The organism is Mycobacterium sp. 1423905.2 (assembly GCF_001673155.1).
Classification (GTDB): domain Bacteria; phylum Actinomycetota; class Actinomycetes; order Mycobacteriales; family Mycobacteriaceae; genus Mycobacterium.
In genome coordinates this window covers 70,823-90,296 of the sequence record NZ_LZLE01000259.1, presented here as the reverse complement: position 1 = coordinate 90,296, position 19,474 = coordinate 70,823, and the positions used below count along the sequence as shown (strand labels likewise).

Here is a 19,474-nt window from a genome sequence, read left to right as displayed (position 1 = left end):
GGCCGGCACCCGTGGGTACGCCGACGAGGGCCCTGCGCATAACCCCAAGCCGACCAGGAGCAACACATGACCGACGTGTCCTCACTGCCGCCAGATCCCGACGACACCCGTGACATCCTCACTGACCGGCAAGGTCACCCGATCTATGACAACCAGAATCAGCGCACCATCGGGGCACGTGGGCCGGCGACCCTGGAGAACTACCACTTCCTGGAAAAGGTCAGCCATTTCGACCGAGAGCGGATACCCGAGCGAGTCGTACACGCCCGCGGCTTCGTCGCCTACGGCTACTTTGAGGCCACCGGCAAGTGGGGCGACGAGCCGATCGCCAAGTACACCCGGGCCAAACTGTTCGCCGAACCAGGCAAGCGCACCGACCTGGTCATCCGGCTTTCCACCGTCATCGGCGGGCGAGACTCCTCCGAAACCGCCCGAGACCCAAGGGGATTCGCGGTCAAGTTCTACACCGAAGACGGCAACTGGGACTTGGTGGGCAACAACATCGGAGTCTTCTTCATCCGCGATGCAGTGAAATTCCCCGACGTCATCCATGCGCTCAAACCCGATCCGGTCACCTTCCGGCAGGAGCCCGCACGCATCTTCGACTTCATGTCCCAGACGCCGGAATCGATGCACATGCTGGTCAACTTGTTCTCCCCGCGAGGCATCCCGGCCAACTACCGCACCATGCAGGGTTTCGGCGTCAACACCTATCGGTGGGTCAACGCCGACGGGGAAAGCCGCCTGGTCAAGTACCACTGGATGCCGAAGATCGGGGTGAAGAGCCTGACCGAAGCCGACGCCGCCGCGATCCAGGCCCAAGATCTCGGCCACGCCAGCAAAGACCTGTACGAGGCCATCGAAGCCGGCGACTATCCCGAATGGCAGCTCCTGGTTCAGATGATGAGCGACGACGATCACCCCGAGTTGGACTTCGACCCACTCGACGACACCAAGGTGTGGCCGGAGAACGAGTTCCCACCCAAGCTGGTCGGCACCATGGTGCTCAATCGCAACGTCTCCGACCACTTCAACGAAAACGAGCAATCCGCCTTCGGCACCGGCGTGCTGGTCGATGGGCTGGAATTCTCCGACGACAAGATGCTGGTCGGTCGTACGTTCTCCTACTCCGACACCCAGCGCTACCGAGTCGGACCGAATTACCTGCAACTTCCGGTGAATCAAGCCAAGAACGCCAAGGTGTCGACCAACCAGCAGGGCGGCCAAATGCAGTACCGGGTCGACAACAACGGAGCAAACCCGCATGTGAATTACGAGCCCTCCATCACCGGTGGCTTACGGGAAGCCAGTAGTGCTGGCCCCGACGAAGTCGGCCCCGAGATTCGGGGGCGCCTGACCAAGAAGCGGATCCCGCGCACCGCCGACTACACCCAGGCCGGACAGCGCTACCAGTTGATGGAGCAATGGGAGAAGGACGACCTGGTGCTCAATCTGGTCAACGGCATCTCTGAGGCCGTGCGCGAGGTGCAGGAGCGCATGGTGTGGCATTTTCTGATGTGTGACGACGAGCTGGGAATCCGGGTCGGACAGGGCCTTGGCATCACACCCGACGATGTACGTCACCTGGAGCCGTTGAAATCACAAACACTGTCCGATGAGGAAGAGCAGCGTCGCGCCAACCTTGGAAAGAACGGGCCACGGGACGTCGAAGGACTGACGATGACCCACTGCGTCCCGAACGAACACGTCTCGGTAGCCGGTTAGGCGTCGACCTTTCGCGCCAAGCGTTGCCTTCGGTGTAGTCATTTGTATACAGTGGCGTTCGGTCCGCGTGTATACAGTCGACTACACGGGTGAGTGACGAGAGGGCATCCTGGCATGAGTAGTGAACTTCGGGTGGTCAAGCTGGGCGAGAACATCGGTGCCCGCATCGATGGCGTCCGGCTAGGTGAACTCGATGCCGAGACGGCCGCTGCCGTGAATCGAGCGCTCGTCACCCACAAGGTGGTGTTCTTCCGCGGACAGCACCACCTGGACGACGACTCCCAGTACGCCTTCGCCGAGAGCTTGGGTGTACCTACGACGCCACACCCGACGCTGAAATTCGAGGGAAGTCGCGTCATGCGGTTGGAGTCCTTCGGCGGCGGTGGTGCCAACCAATGGCACACCGACGTCACCTTCGTTGACCGCCCACCGAAAGCCTCCATCCTGCGCGCGGTCGAACTGCCGTCTTACGGTGGCACCACCACGTGGGCGTCCACCGTCGCCGCCCACCGGCAACTGCCCCAGCCGTTGCAGCAGCTGGCAGAGAACCTGTGGGCCGTACACAACAACGCGTTCGACTACGCCCAGGTCGATCCGGCCAAGCTCGCCGCGCTGGAAGCCCAACCCGACGCGGTGCTGAAGTATGCGGCGCAGTTCCAGTCAACCCGTTTCGAGACGCATCATCCGGTGGTGCGAGTGCATCCCGAAACCGGCGAAAAGGCTTTGCTCTTAGGCGCTTTCGCCAAGTCGATCATTGGGCTCAACAGCGCGGAGTCGCAGGCCTTGACCAGAATCTTCCAGGACCGAATCACGTGGCTGGAGAACACGATCCGATGGAATTGGGAACTCGGCGACGTCGCGATGTGGGACAACCGCGCCACCCAGCATTACGCCGTCTCGGACTATGGTGACCAACCGCGCCGGATGCACCGCATCACGCTGGCCGGCGACATCCCGGTGAGCGTCCGCGGTGAGCAAAGCCGAGCCGTCTTGGGCGACGCGTCCGAGTACTCGGTGGTCGACACCCCGAAAAGGCTTGTCGCATAGGGTGATACGCGCACTGGGTCAGGATGCGACCAGGTCGTCGATCTGGTTGATGGCCGAAGTCGCGCCCTCGACCACACCCATCTCCAGCACCTGTTGCAGCGCCTCGGCGGATTCGAAGGTGCTGGCGTAGGTTGCCCGTGTCCCGCCTTCGTGCTCGACGAAGGTATAGACATTCTGCGAAACCGGCAGTTCGGGGTTGGGGTTGAAGTCCAGGTCGGCGAAGCCGTCGAGGAACGAGAAGCTCCTGGGCTTGTCGACGTCAGTGATCTCCCAGTACCCGGCGTGCTTGTCGCCCTCCGGCCCGGTCATGAAATACGTGACTCGCCCGCCCGGTGTGAGGTCGTGGTCGACCACGGTAGCCGGATAGCTCGGCGGTCCCCACACCTTTTCCAGCTGACGCGGGTCGGCGTAGACCTGCCAGATGCGCTCCACCGGCGCGGCGAAGTCGGCGATGATCGTGAGGGTCAGGTTGTCGAGATCATGCTGGACGTCGGTCACGGGCATGGTCAGTCCTCCTTGGCTGGGTCAGGTGAGATGAGTTCGTCGATCCGCGCGATGCGACCGCGCCACAGTTGTTCCAACTCGGTGAGCATGGATGCCACCGACCGCACCGCCGTTACGTCACCGCTGGCCAGCTGCTCGCGGCCACTACGTCGCTTGGTGAGCAGGCCGGCCTTCTCCAGCACGACGACGTGTTTCTGCACGGCCGCAAAACTCACCTCGTACTTCTTCGCGAGCGCAGAAACCGAGTGCTCGCCGGTCAACACGCGACGCATGATGTCACGCCGGGTGCGGTCGGCGAGCGCATGGAACAGGGCGTCGGCCCGCTCCTCGGTGTCCACGATCACGCCTATAACATACAACCAATCGGTTGTACGTTGTCAAGCCCTCGGGGCGCCGGCCTCCGTTCGCGTGTCCTCACTGACACCGGCTCGTACCGTGGAGATGTGGCTATGTCGTCGGTGATCAGTGCTGTACGGTCCGAATTGGGAAGCAAATTGTTTGCCATGGTGGCAGGCCCGGAGGGGCCGGCCAATCGAGAGCGCATACACCTGACACCGGGTGATCGGTGGTTCGACGATGGCCGCCCCATCCGCCGAGTACATGCCGACGCGTCCATGTTCGTGGGCGGGCTCCGGGCGTTGTTGTTGCAGTCTTTGCATCCGCTGGCCATGGCCGGCGTGGCCGAACACTCCGACTATCGGGGCGACCCGTGGGGGCGCCTGCAACGCACCAGCACTTTCCTGGCCGAGACCACGTTCGGTTGCGCTGCCGACGCCCAACGGGCCGTCGACCATGTCCGACGGATCCACAAGTACGTGCACGGCGTCGCGCCGGACGGACGACCCTATCGGGCGTCGGACCCGCATCTGCTCGAGTGGGTTCACATCGCCGAAGTCGACAGCTTCCTGCTTGCCCATCAGTTGTATGGTGCGGCTCCGTTGGACCAGGCCGGGCGCGACGGTTATGTGGCCGACATGGCCGTCGTGGCAAGGGCCCTCGGCGTGCCTGAGCCGCCTCGGACCGAGAAGGAGTTGCAGGACCGGATTGGGGCCTACCGTCCAGAATTGCGCGGAACACCGGCCGCCCGCGAAGCAGCCCGGTTTCTGCTGCTTACGCCGCCGTTGCCGTTGCCGGTCAGACCGGTGTACGGCGTCCTGGCCGCAACGGCGGTCGCGATGTTGCCCAGCTGGGCGCGGCTACCGTTGCTCCTGCCCTACGCTCCACCGCTCGAGGCGACGGTGACCCGCATGGCCGGCCGAGTGCTCGTCGGGGGCATCCGTTGGGTCCTGACGCCTGGCCACCAGGACGCCGAGCCGGACGCCAGACCGCAGCCGGCATAACGGTCTGCTCGCGGCGGCTAGTGGCCGGAGAACTCGTCCATGGAGTTGTAGACACCAACGCGGCGCAGGTACGCATCGCGCAATCGAACCGGCAGGACACCGGTGAGGACCTTGTTCAGCTTCGACGTCCAGGGCATGACGACCAACGGCTTACCGGCCAGCATTGCCACCCACGTCCGGTCAACCACGTCCTCTTGTTCGAGCATCGGCGTGAACAGGATGCCCTTGGCGCCGTCGAACATGCCGGTGTTGATGTAGGTCGGACAGACAGTGGTGACCCTGACTCGCTCGTGACCGGCCTGTTCCAGCTCGAGCCGCACCGAATCAGAGAAGCCGACCGCCGCCCACTTGGAAGCGGCGTACGCGGCCATGCGCGGGATGGCATTCAGTCCGGCTGACGAGGCGATGTTGACGACGCGGCACTGAGTACCGCACTCGATCATCCGGGGCAGGAACTCCCGGGTCACCAGCATGGGGCCGATGGAATTGACTTGCATCGTCAGCAGGAAGTCACGCGGCTCGTTCTCCCAGAAGTAGCCATTGCCACGCACGATGCCGGCGTTGTTGAACAGCACATGGACGGTGCCGACGTCGGTGCGGGCGCGCTCGGCGGCCTCGGCCACTCGGTCTTGAGAGGTGACATCGACCGTCTCGTAGTGGATGGTGGTCCCGGCCGAGTCCAACTCGGTGGCGGTCTCCTTCAAGGCGGCTTCGTTGGCGTCCCAGAGCACGACCGCGGCGGCGCCCTCCTTGACGGCTTGGGTGGCGAACAGCTTGCCGAGGCCCATCGCGGCGCCGGTGACTAGGACGTTGAGGCCCCTGACGGACTGCATACTGCGCTCCTTCGGCGTCGTCGGTGAAGCAACCTGATCCTCCTATACCCATTGGGGGTGCTTGGGCCGCGACGACTTGCCCGATTCATAGAGCGCGGTTGCCGACCGGCGGTGAAGGCAGGATGGAGAATGTGCCCGAAGGCGACACCGTCTATGCGCTGGCCCGCCGGTTGGACGCGGCACTGCGCGGTCGCGTCCTGGTGGAGGCGGACCTACGAGTGCCGGCCCATGCTACGGCGGACCTCGCGGGACATACGGTGTTGGCGCACGTCACGCACGGTAAGCATCTGCTGACCCGGCTCTCCGGTGACCTCACGTTGCACACGCATCTGAAAATGTCGGGGTCCTGGACTATTTCGCAGGATGGGCGTTGGTTGCCGCCCTCGGTGATGCCGGATGTTCGGGTAGTGCTGCGCACCGACGGGCCGGCCGCCTACGGAATACGGCTCCCAATGGTCGAACTGCTTCGCACCCGGGATGAGGGCTGCGCCGTCGGTTATCTAGGCCCCGACCCGTTACGGGAGGACTGGGATATCGCCGAGGCGAGTCGCCGGATGACCAGTGACCCTGACCGGCCGCTCGTCGCTGCGTTACTTGACCAGCGCTGCGTGGCGGGCTTCGGCAACCTTTGGGCCAACGAACTGTGCTTCCTGCGCGGCCACAGCCCGTGGACGCCGGTGCGCGAGGTCGACGTCAGCGCGCTGTTGAGCATCGGAGCGCGCGCCTTGCGGCATTCGGCAACGGTTCCCGGCGCGATGCAGGTGACCACCGGAGTCCGGCGCAAAGGAGAGCAACATTGGGTGGTCGGACGTGCCGGCCGGCCGTGTCTGCGGTGCGGCACCGAAGTTCAGGTGGTCGATGAGGTTCCCAACGACCCTGAGCGGCGCCGAACCTGGTGGTGTCCCAACTGCCAGCCGGGTCCGGCACCCTCGAGTCGCTAGTGTGCATGGGTCGGACTCAACGAAAAGCCGACAGAACGGTTGAGTTAATTCATGACAGCAGCAGAAGCGCCGGGGATCGAATCAAGGGTCGGCCACTACTACCAGATGGATGGCACCTACCTGGTCGGGCGGGAAAAGGTCCGCGAGTACGCCCGTGCCGTGCAGGACTACCACCCCGCGCACTGGAATGTTCCCGCCGCTGCCGAGCTGGGGTATTTGGAGCTGGTCGCGCCACTGACCTTCACCTCCGTCCCAGGCATGGCCTGCAATCGCCGCATGTTCGAATCGGTGGTCGTCGGTTATGACACCTACGTGCAGACCGAGGAGGTCTTCGAACAGCACCGCCCCATCGTGGCCGGCGACGAGCTGCTCGTTGACGTCGAACTGGCGTCGGTACGCCGCATTGCCGGCAGAGACCTGATCACGGTGACCAACACCTTCACCGACACTGCCGGCGAGCGCGTGCACACTTTGCACACCACCGTCGTAGGCCTCACGGCCGAGGATGTCGATCCGGCAATCAAGTCCGCGGTGCAACGGGCGATGATGCACGACTTCAATGTCCTAGCGGTCGGTGATTCCGAGGCCGCCTATCAGAAGACGGTCCGGCCTCCGGGTGAGGTGCGAATCGCCCAGCCAGACCGGGAGCGCCCCCTGGGGACTCCGTCGTTCGACGACGTGAAGGTCGGCGACGAGTTGCCGGCGCACCATGCGCGACTGTCTCGGGGGGACCTGGTGAACTACGCCGGCGTGGCCGGTGACGCCAACCCGATTCACTGGGACGAGAACCTCGCCAGACTGGCCGGGCTGCCCGATGTCATTGCGCACGGAATGCTCACCATGGGTCTGGGAGCCGGCTTCTTCTCCGCGTGGTCGGGCGACCCCGGTGCGGTGACCCGCTATGCGGTGCGGTTGTCCGCACCCGCGATTGTGTCTGCCGGCGAGGGCGCAGACATCGAGTTCAGCGGCCGCGTCAAGTCGCTGGACCCGGCTACTCGCACCGGTGTCGTTCTCGTCGGCGCTAAGTCGGCTGGCCGGAAGATCTTTGGCCTGGCGACGATGGAGATTCGCTTCAGCTGATCGGGGGTTGCTCCCACTTGAAGACCACCGAAACTATTGAGGCGCCGTCGATTCAGTGGTATCGGCACCTAGGACGGACCTCTGCGTGGATCATGTTTGCGCGCCGCTGAACCGAGCAAGCACGCGAAGGAAGACACTGCGTTCTTCGGCCGTCAGTTCGGAGAGCCAGCGCTCCTCTCCACGTTGAATGTCGGCTTGCACCGCGTTTTTCGCCGCGCGACCCGCCGGCGTGATCTTCAGCAGGCGCACTCGCCGGTCGTCGGGATCGGGAGTGCGCTCGATATGGCCGCGCTGTTGCAGCGCGTCGAGCGTGCCGATGATCCGTGTCTTGTCGGCGCCGATGGCATCGGCCAGGGCGGCCTGCGTGCGCACCGGCGCTTTGTCCAAGGCGTTGAGCACAACGTATTCCCACATGGTCAGGTCATGAGAGGCCAAGATTGGCAGTTCGGCCGCCACGAGATCTCTGAGCAGCGGGTGCAGCATGGCCGCGAGGTCGTCGCGGCGGGGCTTTGGCGGCACGGCCCATATATTAAGCGTTGCCAGATCATAGGTGTCTGTCTATGGTAAGCAGATGCATACTGATTTAGTCGATGTCCGTCCGTTCCATCGCCTTGCCGTGTTGAACTCCATCGCGATCGTCGACACCGTGGCGGTAGGCGACCTCGTTGCGCCTACACCATGCGCGGGCTGGAACCTGCGCGACCTGCTCGCCCACATGATCGCTCAGCATCGCGGATTTGCGGCTGCCGCAATAGGGTCGGGGGGTGACACCGACGTTTGGCGAGTCGACACTCTGCTGGGCGCGGTCACCGCTGATCCCGCCGGGACGTATGCCGATGCGGCTAACGCAGTGCTGACCGCCTTCACCGATGACGCAGTACTTCAGGCGTCGTTTGCCCTGCCCGACTTTGGGCCTCATGCGACGTTCCCGGGAGCTATCGCCATTGGTTTTCACTTCATCGACTACGTGGTCCACGGCTGGGACGTCGCCGCGTCGCTGGGTGTCCGCTACGCCCTGCCCGACGATGTCCTCGAGGCCGCGCTGTCCCTGGCTCTCGCCATACCCGACGGCGACTACCGGGACACACCGGCCGTACCGTTCGCGCGTGCCCTCGACGCTCCGAGCGTGACGAAACTCGACCGAATACTGCGCCACCTCGGGCGAAGCCCTGATTGGACCCCAGAGTGTTCGCGCAAACCGTGAGTGCCGCCGGCCGCTACGCTGCTCGAGAACGCCGCCGCCCAGGCTAATCTCACTGCCTTACAACGGTATTCATCGGAGCGTGTCAGTCGACGATTTGAATTTCTCGACTGTGCAATGAAAGCCAGTCCCGAAAGGACTGTAGCTGCGGGTTGAGGTCCCGTACTTTGGCCAAGTCTCGTTCACCGACAAAGGCCGCCGAGTTTTCCGCGTAGTACTGGAACATATTGCCCATTTCGACCGCGCTGGGAAACCCTTGCTTCCGAAACTCATCCCACGTCATGGGTCGATAGGCCACCTGTTCGCCCAAAGCGTCAGTTAGGGCAGCCGCATACTGCTCACCAGTCAGGTGGTCGCCAGCGATACTCAGAGTCTTCCCGATGTATGCCCCGCCACGCGCGAAGAGTTCCAGCGCCGTCTTGCCAATGTCGCTGACGGCGATGCCGGCCATCGGGTGGTCGGCGATGGGCAGCGTCAAACTGACTGTGCCGTCGGCGCCGCGTCGTGGCGGAAAGGAGTTGACGAAGCCCTCGAAGAACAGCGTGGTACGCAAAAACGTTGTAGGAACGCCGTACTGACGAAACAATGCATCAGCCTCGGCCTTGGCGTCAAAGTGCGGAACCTTGAACCGTTCCTCAACAGTCGGCACCCGCTCGTCGTCACCGAAGAAGTCCCGGGTGTCCTCCAATGTCGACCAGATGACGTGCGTGACACCGGCCTTTTTGGCCGCGAGCGCTGCCGTATCGGCCTGTGCCAGTTCCCTTTCGGCCCTGGTCCGCCGTCCTTCGTCGTCCGGTGACAACTCAGCCCAATAGTTGGTGACGATGAATGCTCCGTGTGCGCCCTCGAAGGCGGTGCGGATGCTCTGGCCGTCGTCCAAGTCGGCTTGGACTATTTCGGCACCGGCGTCGGCCCACTTGCGAGCGCTCGAGGACTGTGCGTTGCGCGTAAGCGCACGCACGCTGAACTTGCCCTCGGGATGGTCCAATATCGCCTTCACCAAGCCGCCACCTTGCGATCCGGTAGCCCCTACCACGGCGATTATCTTCTTCTCTTCCATGTCAGTCGCCTTTCAGGTTGATATGTCAACCAGATTTACGATACCGGTTGGAGTTGATATGTCAACCCGCCGCAGTACGATTCCGTTATGGACAAACAGTGGCTGCTCGATGCGGACGAGCAGGCGGCATGGCGACGTTTCGTCGACATGCATCACCTCCTCGAACGACATCTCGCCCTCAACCTGCAGCGCGAGTTCGGTCTCTCGGCACCCGACTTCGAGATCTTGGTGAACCTCTCCGAAGCTCCTGAAGGACGGATGCGTGCCTACGCATTGAGTCGAGCCACATCGTGGGAAAAGAGTCGGTTATCCCATCACCTCGGCCGGATGGAAAAGCGGGGTTTGGTCAGCCGGGAGGAGGATCCGCACGGCGATTCCCGCTTTCCGCAGGTCGTGCTAACCGAGGCCGGAAGGGCCGCGATCAGGTCGGCCGCCCCCGCGAACGCCGCTCGGGTGCGCCAGTTGTTCATCGACGTGCTTGGACCCGATCGCCTGGCGGTTTTCCGTCAGGCATCCGAGGACGTCATAGCTGCTATCCAGGAACACCGGTCGGATCGCAACGAACAATAGCGGCGGCAGTCCGGCGATTGGGCGACGGTTGCCGCGATGAATCTGCGTGCGCTCGCAGGTCTAACCCCAGACCAGACTGACCGAAACTTGGGAGCAAAGCCATGGGCCTCATCTGCATCGAATTGTTCGCAACGCTCGACCTCGTCGGGCAGGCGCCCGGCGGCCCCGAGGAGGACCCGACGGAATTCTCGTTCGGCGGCTGGCAGGCGCCGCTGGTCGACGAGGTGACCAGCGCCCAAGTAGCTGCCGCGTACGAGGGAACCGATGCCCTCCTGCTCGGTCGGCGGACGTACGACATATTCGCCGCTTATTGGCCGCACCAGCAAGGTGGCGAGGACAAGGAGATCGCCAACCTGTTCAACAGCGTCCCTAAATACGTGGCTTCGCGCGGCCGACCGGAACTCTCGTGGCACGGGTCTACCCAGTTAGGCTCTGACCTGGCCGGCGCAGTGCGGGAGATCCGTGATCGACACGAACACATCAAGGTCGTCGGCAGCCTCGATTTGGTGCGAACGCTCCTGCGCGAGAAACTATTCGACCGGATCGACCTCTGGCTGCATCCCCTCATGCTCGGCGTCGGCAAGAAGGTGTTTGGCGACGGCGCGGCGCCCACGAACCTCCGCCTTCTTGAACCGCCAGCGTCTATAGGTAAGGGCACGGTGTATTTGCGGTACGGCCTGGCCGACGGCGTCCCCGCTACCGGAGATATGAGTGCACCCGAGCGCGGGTTGGGCGTCGCTTAGGCTGCTGCTGCGCTCAATGTTGACGTCTCGACTCCGCTTAAGTGCCCAAAAGTCGTGCATCGCAGACCGATTGCGCTCAGCCTGGGTACTGACGGAAAGCCCGGGTTAGGTGTGAGCTTCACTTCGTCAGCTCAGAACGGATGCCCAGGACCGGTTGCCGGCGACGGCCACGACTCCATCCGAGATCCCACGGCCAGTGGCGACAATCGTCGGTCCAGACCAGCTGGAAAGCGCGGAACGGTCTCTCGTACAACCCAAGCACGACTTTCAGGTGCACGTCCGGGTGGGCGACCTCGACCACTTCGAGCAGGAATTCGCCCTGGAAGTCGATGCGCTCGGCGGGCCGCAGGACCATGCCGTCGTCGACGATCTGATGTGCGACCGAATTCAACACGCGCGCCGACATGTGCGGTCGCATACCGGTGATAAGTAGTTCGGGTAGACCCCGACGGGACAGCCCGACCGTGTACGCAAATGGTCGCGATTCGTGCTCGACGTACTGCACCGCCCATCCGCGATCCGCGATGATGGCTCGCACAACGTCCAGGTAATCCTCGACGGTGGCGTCGGGGTTGTCGCATTGCCAGCACATGTCCCACACCCTTCCTCGTAGTCACCGACTAGGGTGCCCGGACGGACTGACATCGGTAGGATCCCGGCGCTTCCAAAGCGACTCGGGCCGGTCAACCGCCTGACTCAACCGTCGAGGGCCGGTATGTTCTTGAAGCTCGTCGCGCTAGTGTCCGAGCAGCAGCCTTTGCGATGCGCGATGCATCGGCTCGGCTGCGCGTCAGGGTGCACGACCCGAGAGAGGGAACCCGATCATGAGCCGATCCTCGACCACTATCGACCCCGCCGCGCCGGTGCTCGTCACGGGCGCCAGCGGCTATATCGGCAGCTGGATCGTGCGTACGCTGCTCGAAGCCGGGCACACGGTCCACGGCACGGTGCGTAATCCCGATAAGGCTTCGGGCCTTGAGCACTTGCACAAGCTTTCAAACGACCATCCCAGCCGGCTGAAGCTTTTCAAAGCCGACCTCCTCGAGCCCGGTAGCTTCGACGAAGCGATGAACGGCTGTGAGCTCGTGATGCATACCGCGTCGCCATTCCTCATCTCCGGCTTCAAGGATGCTGAGGAAGCGCTGGTTCGCCCGGCGCTGGAGGGCACCCGCAACGTGCTCGATTCAGTCAACCGAACTGAGAGCGTCAAGCGCGTAGTACTGACTAGCAGTGTGGTCGCGATCTACGGCGATGCCCGTGAGTCACAAGATGTCCCCCACGGGGTCTTCACCGAGGAACACTGGAACACCACCAGCAGTGCTGACCATCAGCCATACCCCTACTCAAAGACGGTGGCCGAGCGGGAGGCCTGGCGTTACCAGCGGCAGCAGGAGCGCTGGGACATGGTGACAATTCACCCCGGGATGGTGCTGGGCCCGTCGATGACCACTGGCAGCGACTCGGCCAGCCTGAGCACGATGAAGCAGTTTTCCGACGGCACCATGCTGGCTGGGGCGCCGGCGATGGCCATGGGCGTGGTGGATGTCCGCGATGTTGCCGATGCCCACCTACGCGCCGGATTCACTCCGGAGGCGCATGGACGCTACCTCGTCAACGCCGACACCCTGACCTTCCTGGAGATCGGCAAGATCTTGCGCCGGCGATTCGGCCCGTTCTATGCGTTTCCGAGGACCACGGCACCAAAGGCGGTCTTCAAGGCCATCGCTCCCGTTGTCGGACTTACCAGAAAATTCGTCGACCGCAACGTCGGCTATCCGCTCGCGTTCGACAACACCCGCAGCCGAACGGAATTGGGGTTGACCTACCGGCCCGTCGAACAGACCATCAGCGATCACTTCCAGCAGATGCTCGACGACGGACTGGTGCACCGGGTCCCGGGTATATCCCTGCTGCGGCGGGGATGAATTGTGCTGTGAGACTCAGTATCTCGGTCTGCAATTCAATTCCTACAATGACGACTGCCGTCCGTCCCCCGCTCACCTCTGCTGGTATCGGAAATAGCGAATCATCTCCATGGCCTATTAACGACGATCGGACCGCGGTGCAGATCTACGGCTCGACCTGGATACCGTTGCGCACGTATCGACTCAGGTTTTGACGCCACTTGCAGTGGCGATGCAACTTCATTGCTTCGCTGCACGGCGGATAGTTGACCCTTTACACCTGGTGGGTGGACAGTTCCCAGGGCTTCATGCCGAGGTGACCCGCAAGGTGGCGCTGCATCTGGACGCCGGACGGAATCGGCCGCCACCAGATGATCACCTCGGCGATCTTGCCGTGCGCATCGAGCCGGATGTAGTCCATCCCGTCGACCACGGTGTCGTCGATCCGGAGCAGGAAGTAGGCGGCGTGGTGGGTCTCGCCGGTGAGGATTTCCTTATAGGTGAGGTCGGCAGCGACCGCGCCGACCCCCCGCATGGCTTCTACGACTGTTTGGCGGCCGGTGATCGGCTCGTCGCCGAGCGGGCTGTACATCACAACGTTTTCGGCGAGAATGCCGGCGAGGACATCTTTGTCGGCGCCGCCGTGCATGGATTCGACGAAGGATTCCACGGTGGCGCGGTGCGCGGCGAACGTGGTCATGGTTTCTCCTCATGTTCGTTGTTGCTTGTGGTCTTGTGACACCTCACCAGTGCGTCCACCCGACGAATCGGCTCGACTGCGAGTGACTCGCAATAGCGGACGACCGAAGAGATTAGGAAATCGGAACGACTAATAGCTTTCTGCGCCGGTGACCTTGGTTCGGCACACGCCACATGGAGATGGCGCGAAAGCTGTTGTCTCTCATTAGATGACCGTGGTGCCGCCGTCTACGACTAGCTCCCTGCCATTGACATAGCTCGAGTCGTCGGAGGCCAGGAACAGCGCGGCCGCGGCGATCTCCTCGGGGCGGCCCATAGCACGCCGGGGGATCACCGACTCGAACTGCGCCTTGGCGTCGGCGTCCATCACCTCGTCGAGCATCGGCGAGGCGACCTGGCCGGGGGTGAGCACATTGACCCGGATCTTGCGGTCGCGCAGTTCGGCCACCCACACCCGCGCGTAGGCGGGCAGCACGGCCTTGCTTCCGGCGTACACACTCCAGTTGGGGTAGCCGCGCAGCGAGGCATTCGACCCGGTCATGAAGATCGAGCCGCCATCGTTGAATAGCGGCAGCGCCTTTTGGACGGTGAACAGCGTGCCGCGCGCGTTCAGCCAGAAGGCGTCGTGGAAGTCCTCCTCGGTGATCTCACCGAGTTTGGCTTGTGCGCCGATTCCGGCACTGGCCCACAGCACGTCGATTGCGCCCTTGTCCTGCTTGATGGTGTCGAACAACCGGTCCAGATCGTCGAGGTTGGCCGAGTCGCCCTGGACGCCGGAGACGTTGCGGCCGATCTGCTCGACGGCCTGGTCCAGCGCCTCCTGGCGCCGCCCCGTGATGTAGACGTGCGCTCCTTCAGCAGTGAACAGCTTCGCGCCGGCCAGCGCCATACCGCTGGTCGCGCCCGTGATCACTGCAATCTTGCCATCGAGCTTTCCCACGATCACTCCACTCCTCGGTTGGCGCTCTTATGTACACCGCTCCGCGCACTTAGTTGGTCCGCATTAAGTTATCTGACGGTTCAACCGAGCACAAGTTATGTACACCGGCCTGTACCGAGGTTGGCTATGCTGGGACAATGTCCACGTTGGAGAAGGGGCCGCGAGGGTTGCGCCGCGGCAGGGGCGCGCGGGAGCGCATCCTTGGCGCGTCACGACAATTGTTCCGCGACCAAGGGATCAACAGCACCGGGCTCGACCAGCTCTGCACGGTCGCCCAAGTGTCCAAGCGCACGTTCTACCAGCACTTCACCGGCGGCAAGGATGAGTTGATCGCCGAACACCTGCGCCGATTTGATCCGGAAGTGTTGCCCGAGGTGTTCGACCGGACCGACCTCACACCGCGCGAACGGCTGCTGGCCGCTTTCGACATTCACGCCCCGTTGTGCCCGTTCATCGCAGCGGCCGTCGAGATCAACGACCCCGGCCACCCGGCACGCGTGCAGGCCCGCAACTACAAGCTGGCCTTCGCCACGCGACTCGCCGAGACCGCTCGCGAAGCGGGCGCCACCAACCCTGAACAACTCGGTGAACAACTGGCGCTGCTGCTCGACGGCGCCTCAGCCCGTAACCGCGTCATCGACTGCGACACCTTCGCCACCGCAGCCGCAATCGCCACCGTCCTCATCGACCACGCTATCCCCGCGGCGGAACTCAGCCGGGGCTGACGGCCAGGGAGAAGTCGAAGTTCCCCACGCCATTGCGGGCAAGGCCCATAGTGAGCACACCCGCACCCTCTAGCCAGTGCGCCATGTCCAGCCCGCCAACGTCCAGCGGCCGCAGCCCGAGGCTTTCGATGAACGCCGACACGCGCGCCTTGGCCTGCGCGTCATCGCCGGCCAGGAAAACATCCAGCGGGCGGCCCGAGGCCAAGACGTCACGAAACAGGGTGTTGAAGGCCTTCACGACATGCGCGCTGGAAGGGGCGGCTTCGGCGACCCTCTTCGCGATGGACGTGTCATCGGGAATGGCCAGGCTGGTCGCATCGGCGTTGAAGGGGTTGGTGATGTCGACAATCACTTTGCCGGTCAGCGCGTCACCGTACTCCGTGACGACCGGCACGGCGCCGTCGAACAGCACGGCGAGGATGACAATGTCGCCGGTCGGGGCAGCGCCCCACTGTCCGGTGGTGGCGCCTCCGCCCAGCTCTTCAGCCAAAGCCGCGGCCTTGTGCGCATCGCGACCCACCACCTCAACGGTGTTGCCGCCCTTGACCGCCAGTCCGCCAATGGCCCTGGCCATGTTTCCTGAGCCGATGATGCTGATGTTGCTCATTGTGTGAATCTCCCCGTGATCTCGATCGTTCACTTTTCTTCGTTTCTGCCGAGGTGGGCCTAGCGCCTCAACCGAGACCAATCGCCGCAAGAGGAGAACCGGAGTTACCTTCTATGTACACCGATCGGCGTACTTAACGTAGGTGACAACTCACTGTCGTGCAAGCTATACACACCGAGCCGTACCAAATGCGGCTGAAGTTCTCTCTCGTGGTATAGCCCGACGGTGTTGAACAGGAGGCAGCCAGCCGTAAGCAGTTGCTTAGGCGTCCGGCGCATTGCGGCCAGGGTGGACCACAGCATGTGTCCAGTCACACCGCGGGCACGCACTCTTGTAGGTCGGATGACGTTTGCTCAGCGCGGTAAAGCGGAGGGCCGCTCGGCTGCGCTGCAGCGATGGCTGCGGCCGGGTTCGAACTGATCATCGGGCTGGTGGCAACCGCCACGCTGATGTCGTAGGGGTCCGGTATTCGGCGAAATCAGCCACTCCACAGGCCGTGCCGCGATTTGCGACCAGCTGAGCCCGTTGTGCACCTGTCCTAACCGAACATGCACCTTCGCACTGTCATGTCGAAGGCGGCATTTGGGCGGCAATTTAATTGGGAATTGACACGGCATCTGGGCACCACACCCAGATCTCACCTCGCCATATTGGCGAAGCGCGACAGGTGCAGTTGGTGCGCAACGGTCACCGTTTTGGTCGGGCCGTTACGGTGTTTGGCCAGAATGAAATCCGCCTCTCCCCCGCGCGGGTCGTCCCGGTCGAAGGCGTCGGGCCGGTTCAACAGAATCACCATGTCGGCGTCTTGCTCCAACGAGCCCGACTCGCGTAGGTCCGACAGCATCGGCTTCTTATCCGTGCGCTGCTCTGGGCCGCGGTTGAGCTGACTGATCGCGACCACCGGAACCTCGAGCTCTTTAGCCAAAAGCTTGAGGTGCCTTGAGAATTCGGAGACTTCGATCTGCCGTGATTCGACCTTCTTGCCTGAGGTCATCAGCTGTAGATAGTCGACAACAACAAGCTTCAGATTGGCCTTCTGCCGGAGCCGGCGCGCCTTGGCTCGGATTTCCATCATGGTCAAGTTTGGTGAATCGTCGATATACAGTGGCGCTTCGCTGATTTCGCTCATACGCCGCGCCAGCCGGGTCCAGTCGTCGTCGGTCATTCGGCCCGAGCGCATATCGCCCAGCTTGATTTTCGCTTCCGCCGACAGCAGCCGCATGACGATCTCGGACTTGCTCATCTCTAGCGAGAAGATGACGCTGGCCATGCGGTGCTTGATCGAGCAGGACCGCATGAAATCTAGTCCCAGCGTGGAATTGTGCGTCGGGATCATTGCTTTGCTCGCCAGATACATGTGGCTATCGTTGTCAACTTCGACACATCGCACCGCGACGGTCTCGATTGGGCGGACAGCCACAATAAAACGTGATTCCGAGCGCTTTGTATTGGCCGAAGCGCGGCGCTCTTTGTGCAATAACGCCTTTCGGTGCAATGCGAACACTACGTCGTCCGTCGATAAGGTCAGGGTGTACACGATATTGGACGCATCGCTACGACCCCGGACGCGCTTGGTCGAGGTCTGGCAACGATAACCAAGGCTGACGATAAGCTCAGCGACATCGGACGCCAACCGATGGTTGGTAACACAGAATTGCACAGCTCCGCCCGCCGTCACGGTTCCGTCCGTGTCGAGCAAGCCGGCGAGTAGGGCACGCCTCTGCGCCTCAGATGCCCGCAAGTACTCCGCCGGTATGTGCTTGTTCTGGAGCACCCCGAGTGTTCGCAGACGCGCCTGCAGTGTCCCCACAGCGGCATGGCAGTGACGGCATAACCGCAGTCCTGCCGAGGGTCCTGCGCACCGAACGCAGGTTGGACTCGGGACCGGAGCAGAGACAAACCGCGCCCGGCCACCACAGGAGCGCCCGCAGGTACGGACCTGACTGGTCCGGGGAATGAATGACTTGCCGCATACCGCGCACGGGCGGGCAGCCGATCCGACGTCAGGTGGTAGCCGCAGCTGGTAGCGGTACCGAGCGGATTCCGACGGAACAGCCACGACGCCGTCCGCCTCGATCCGCATGACGATTTCAGGATCGGCCGTGGTGATCTGGGCGGCGGCACTGGTGCCGTCCCCAAGCCAAGCGCCGAGCGTGTATGGCGCGACTAGAAATTCGCGGTCCGGTAGGTCAAGGGCACGCGCGTTGACCACACTATGGTTCAGTCGCCGGTCTAGGGTGTCGCAGCGCAGACTCTCGGCGATCTCGACCGTCGTTCGCACCGCTGCAGAGGTCCGTTGATTCTTGTACCGGTTGTAGCCCACCGCCGCAGCTTGCGCTGACTTCCTGGACGCTCGCGTTTCGGTCAGCCACTGATGCGCCGCGTCCGCGACAATCACTGTCCCGTCGGAAAATTCCACCTCGTAACACGGGCGACCCAACATCACCTCGGTGGCGGCCACCACCCGCGTCGGGCGTCCGTCGGCACCAAGCAATTCATCACCAACCGAGACGTCACCCATCGTCGTCCACCCGGTCGGCGTGGGCAGCGGGGTGTCCAACGCGAGCGCCTTGCCCACCCCAGGCCTGGCCGCCACGATGATCATCTGTCCCGGGTGCAGCCCGTTGGTCACCTCGTCGAGTTCGGTGAAACCCGTCGGTACGCCGCGCGAGATTCCACCGTTGGAGGCGATGGCGTCGATCTCGTCCATTGTGGGCTGGAGCAGATCTTCAAGCGGCACAAAGTCTTCTGAGGTCCGCCGTTCGGCCACTTCGTAAATCTCGGCCTGCGCCCGGTCGACGATCTCGGCGACATCGGCACCGTCGGCTCCGGCATAGCCGTACTGGACTACTCGGGTGCCGGCCTCCACCAGACGGCGCAGCAGTGCCTTTTCGGCGACGATGCCGGCGTAATAGCCCGCGTTCGCCGCCGTCGGGACCGTCGAAATCAGCGTGTGCAGGTAGGGCGCGCCGCCGATGCGACGCAGCATGCCGCGACGATCCAGTTCGGCGGCCACGGTCACGGCATCCGCCGGTTCGCCCCGTCCATACAGATCGAGGATGGCGTCATAGACGCTCTGATGCGCGGGCCGGTAGAAATCGCCGGGCCGTAACCGCTCGAGAACGTCGGCGATTGCGTCCTTGCTCAGCAGCATTCCGCCCAACACGGATTGCTCTGCGGCTAAGTCCTGCGGCGGCTGACGGCCGAAGTCTTCACTCGGTGGCGGCGAATCCATGCCTGGATGCGGCATGTCGTCGACGACCGCCATGCGCCCTCACCTCCTCCGAAATTAGCACCGAACATACATTCGATTGCCGATATCCAGAGCGTAAGTCAAGGCTCCGACACCCCGCCCTAATCTCCCGAATCGTCTGACGCGGGGATGACGTTAAGCGTTGCTGGCGAGCACTCCAAGAGGCGGTTGTTCATGAAGCTGTGCATCGCGTGTGCATATCCGTGAACACTTGTGTTAAGGCGGGTGTGGAGAACCTGTGGATGATCACATGCTGCTATGACATCACTGCTGTTGAGCGCCATATAACGCCATGTATTTCG

General features: G+C 63.1%; 20 protein-coding genes. 10 read left to right on the top strand and 10 right to left on the bottom strand.

Translation table 11 applies throughout. The features are described from left to right. Nucleotides 1-66 precede the first annotated feature (66 nt). Entirely contained in the window at nucleotides 67-1,725 is a 1,659-nt protein-coding gene (locus tag A9W95_RS16970) for a catalase (RefSeq protein WP_067415063.1), read from the top strand. A gap of 114 nt (nucleotides 1,726-1,839) precedes the next feature. Beyond that, a complete protein-coding gene (locus tag A9W95_RS16965; protein WP_067415060.1) occupies nucleotides 1,840-2,772 on the top strand; it encodes a TauD/TfdA family dioxygenase in 933 nt (310 codons plus the stop codon). Nucleotides 2,773-2,790: 18 nt separating this feature from the next. Here A9W95_RS16965 and A9W95_RS16960 read toward each other — a convergent pair whose 3' ends face one another. Together A9W95_RS16960 and A9W95_RS16955 are read right to left on the bottom strand one after the other, a co-directional pair. Continuing rightward, nucleotides 2,791-3,276, bottom strand: coding sequence for an SRPBCC domain-containing protein (locus tag A9W95_RS16960; protein ID WP_067415057.1), 486 nt, complete (start codon nucleotides 3,274-3,276; stop codon nucleotides 2,791-2,793). Nucleotides 3,277-3,278: 2 nt separating this feature from the next. Continuing rightward, nucleotides 3,279-3,620, bottom strand: coding sequence for a helix-turn-helix transcriptional regulator (locus A9W95_RS16955; protein ID WP_067415054.1), 342 nt, complete (start codon nucleotides 3,618-3,620; stop codon nucleotides 3,279-3,281). A gap of 159 nt (nucleotides 3,621-3,779) precedes the next feature. Between A9W95_RS16955 and A9W95_RS16950 the strand changes: the two genes are divergently transcribed. Beyond that, on the top strand, nucleotides 3,780-4,616 hold the full coding sequence (locus A9W95_RS16950) for an oxygenase MpaB family protein (RefSeq protein ID WP_253851682.1): 837 nt from the start codon (nucleotides 3,780-3,782) through the stop codon (nucleotides 4,614-4,616). A 17-nt stretch (nucleotides 4,617-4,633) separates the two neighbouring features. Here the strand turns inward: A9W95_RS16950 and A9W95_RS16945 are convergent, their stop codons facing one another. Further along, nucleotides 4,634-5,449: an SDR family NAD(P)-dependent oxidoreductase gene (locus A9W95_RS16945; protein WP_067415049.1), complete on the bottom strand. Its 816-nt coding sequence runs from the start codon at nucleotides 5,447-5,449 to the stop codon at nucleotides 4,634-4,636. A gap of 131 nt (nucleotides 5,450-5,580) precedes the next feature. On the opposite strand from A9W95_RS16945, the gene A9W95_RS16940 reads away from it, so the two are divergent. Both A9W95_RS16940 and A9W95_RS16935 read left to right on the top strand, forming a co-directional pair. Next, nucleotides 5,581-6,390 carry a DNA-formamidopyrimidine glycosylase family protein gene (locus tag A9W95_RS16940; RefSeq protein WP_067415176.1) on the top strand — a complete coding sequence of 270 codons (810 nt, stop codon included), beginning with the start codon at nucleotides 5,581-5,583 and terminating at the stop codon, nucleotides 6,388-6,390. Nucleotides 6,391-6,441: 51 nt separating this feature from the next. Then, nucleotides 6,442-7,470 carry a fused (3R)-hydroxyacyl-ACP dehydratase subunits HadA/HadB gene (locus A9W95_RS16935; RefSeq protein ID WP_067415046.1) on the top strand — a complete coding sequence of 343 codons (1,029 nt, stop codon included), beginning with the start codon at nucleotides 6,442-6,444 and terminating at the stop codon, nucleotides 7,468-7,470. Nucleotides 7,471-7,560: 90 nt separating this feature from the next. Here A9W95_RS16935 and A9W95_RS16930 read toward each other — a convergent pair whose 3' ends face one another. Continuing rightward, a complete protein-coding gene (locus A9W95_RS16930; RefSeq protein WP_156746246.1) occupies nucleotides 7,561-7,989 on the bottom strand; it encodes a MarR family winged helix-turn-helix transcriptional regulator in 429 nt (142 codons plus the stop codon). 52 nt (nucleotides 7,990-8,041) lie between these two features. On the opposite strand from A9W95_RS16930, the gene A9W95_RS16925 reads away from it, so the two are divergent. Then, complete coding sequence (locus A9W95_RS16925) at nucleotides 8,042-8,674, top strand: TIGR03086 family metal-binding protein (RefSeq protein WP_067415044.1); 633 nt, start codon at nucleotides 8,042-8,044, stop codon at nucleotides 8,672-8,674. An 82-nt stretch (nucleotides 8,675-8,756) separates the two neighbouring features. Here the strand turns inward: A9W95_RS16925 and A9W95_RS16920 are convergent, their stop codons facing one another. Continuing rightward, nucleotides 8,757-9,731 carry an NmrA/HSCARG family protein gene (locus A9W95_RS16920; protein ID WP_067415041.1) on the bottom strand — a complete coding sequence of 325 codons (975 nt, stop codon included), beginning with the start codon at nucleotides 9,729-9,731 and terminating at the stop codon, nucleotides 8,757-8,759. An 87-nt stretch (nucleotides 9,732-9,818) separates the two neighbouring features. Between A9W95_RS16920 and A9W95_RS16915 the strand changes: the two genes are divergently transcribed. Both A9W95_RS16915 and A9W95_RS16910 read left to right on the top strand, forming a co-directional pair. Then, nucleotides 9,819-10,301, top strand: a complete 483-nt coding sequence (locus tag A9W95_RS16915; RefSeq protein WP_067415037.1) for a MarR family winged helix-turn-helix transcriptional regulator — start codon at nucleotides 9,819-9,821, stop codon at nucleotides 10,299-10,301. Between the two features lie 101 nt (nucleotides 10,302-10,402). Continuing rightward, nucleotides 10,403-11,044, top strand: coding sequence for a dihydrofolate reductase family protein (locus tag A9W95_RS16910; RefSeq protein WP_067415034.1), 642 nt, complete (start codon nucleotides 10,403-10,405; stop codon nucleotides 11,042-11,044). Between the two features lie 118 nt (nucleotides 11,045-11,162). On the opposite strand, the gene A9W95_RS16905 is transcribed toward A9W95_RS16910, so the two are convergent. Further along, a complete protein-coding gene (locus A9W95_RS16905) occupies nucleotides 11,163-11,636 on the bottom strand; it encodes a DUF4262 domain-containing protein (protein WP_067415031.1) in 474 nt (157 codons plus the stop codon). Nucleotides 11,637-11,868: 232 nt separating this feature from the next. On the opposite strand from A9W95_RS16905, the gene A9W95_RS16900 reads away from it, so the two are divergent. Further along, complete coding sequence (locus A9W95_RS16900; protein WP_216638177.1) at nucleotides 11,869-12,969, top strand: aldehyde reductase; 1,101 nt, start codon at nucleotides 11,869-11,871, stop codon at nucleotides 12,967-12,969. A 253-nt stretch (nucleotides 12,970-13,222) separates the two neighbouring features. On the opposite strand, the gene A9W95_RS16895 is transcribed toward A9W95_RS16900, so the two are convergent. Both A9W95_RS16895 and A9W95_RS16890 read right to left on the bottom strand, forming a co-directional pair. Then, nucleotides 13,223-13,648, bottom strand: a complete 426-nt coding sequence (locus tag A9W95_RS16895; protein WP_067415028.1) for a nuclear transport factor 2 family protein — start codon at nucleotides 13,646-13,648, stop codon at nucleotides 13,223-13,225. Between the two features lie 204 nt (nucleotides 13,649-13,852). Next, nucleotides 13,853-14,587 (bottom strand): SDR family NAD(P)-dependent oxidoreductase, encoded by a 735-nt coding sequence (locus A9W95_RS16890; RefSeq protein ID WP_067415166.1) that lies wholly within the window; start codon nucleotides 14,585-14,587, stop codon nucleotides 13,853-13,855. A gap of 137 nt (nucleotides 14,588-14,724) precedes the next feature. Between A9W95_RS16890 and A9W95_RS16885 the strand changes: the two genes are divergently transcribed. Continuing rightward, on the top strand, nucleotides 14,725-15,312 hold the full coding sequence (locus A9W95_RS16885) for a TetR/AcrR family transcriptional regulator (RefSeq protein ID WP_067415025.1): 588 nt from the start codon (nucleotides 14,725-14,727) through the stop codon (nucleotides 15,310-15,312). Here the strand turns inward: A9W95_RS16885 and A9W95_RS16880 are convergent. Both A9W95_RS16880 and dnaB read right to left on the bottom strand, forming a co-directional pair. Continuing rightward, entirely contained in the window at nucleotides 15,299-15,919 is a 621-nt protein-coding gene (locus tag A9W95_RS16880; protein WP_067415021.1) for an NADPH-dependent F420 reductase, read from the bottom strand. The two genes, A9W95_RS16885 and A9W95_RS16880, sit on opposite strands and share 14 nt — an antisense overlap. A gap of 637 nt (nucleotides 15,920-16,556) precedes the next feature. Further along, a complete protein-coding gene (gene dnaB, locus A9W95_RS16875) occupies nucleotides 16,557-19,187 on the bottom strand; it encodes a replicative DNA helicase (RefSeq protein ID WP_067415018.1) in 2,631 nt (876 codons plus the stop codon). Nucleotides 19,188-19,474: the final 287 nt, after the last annotated feature.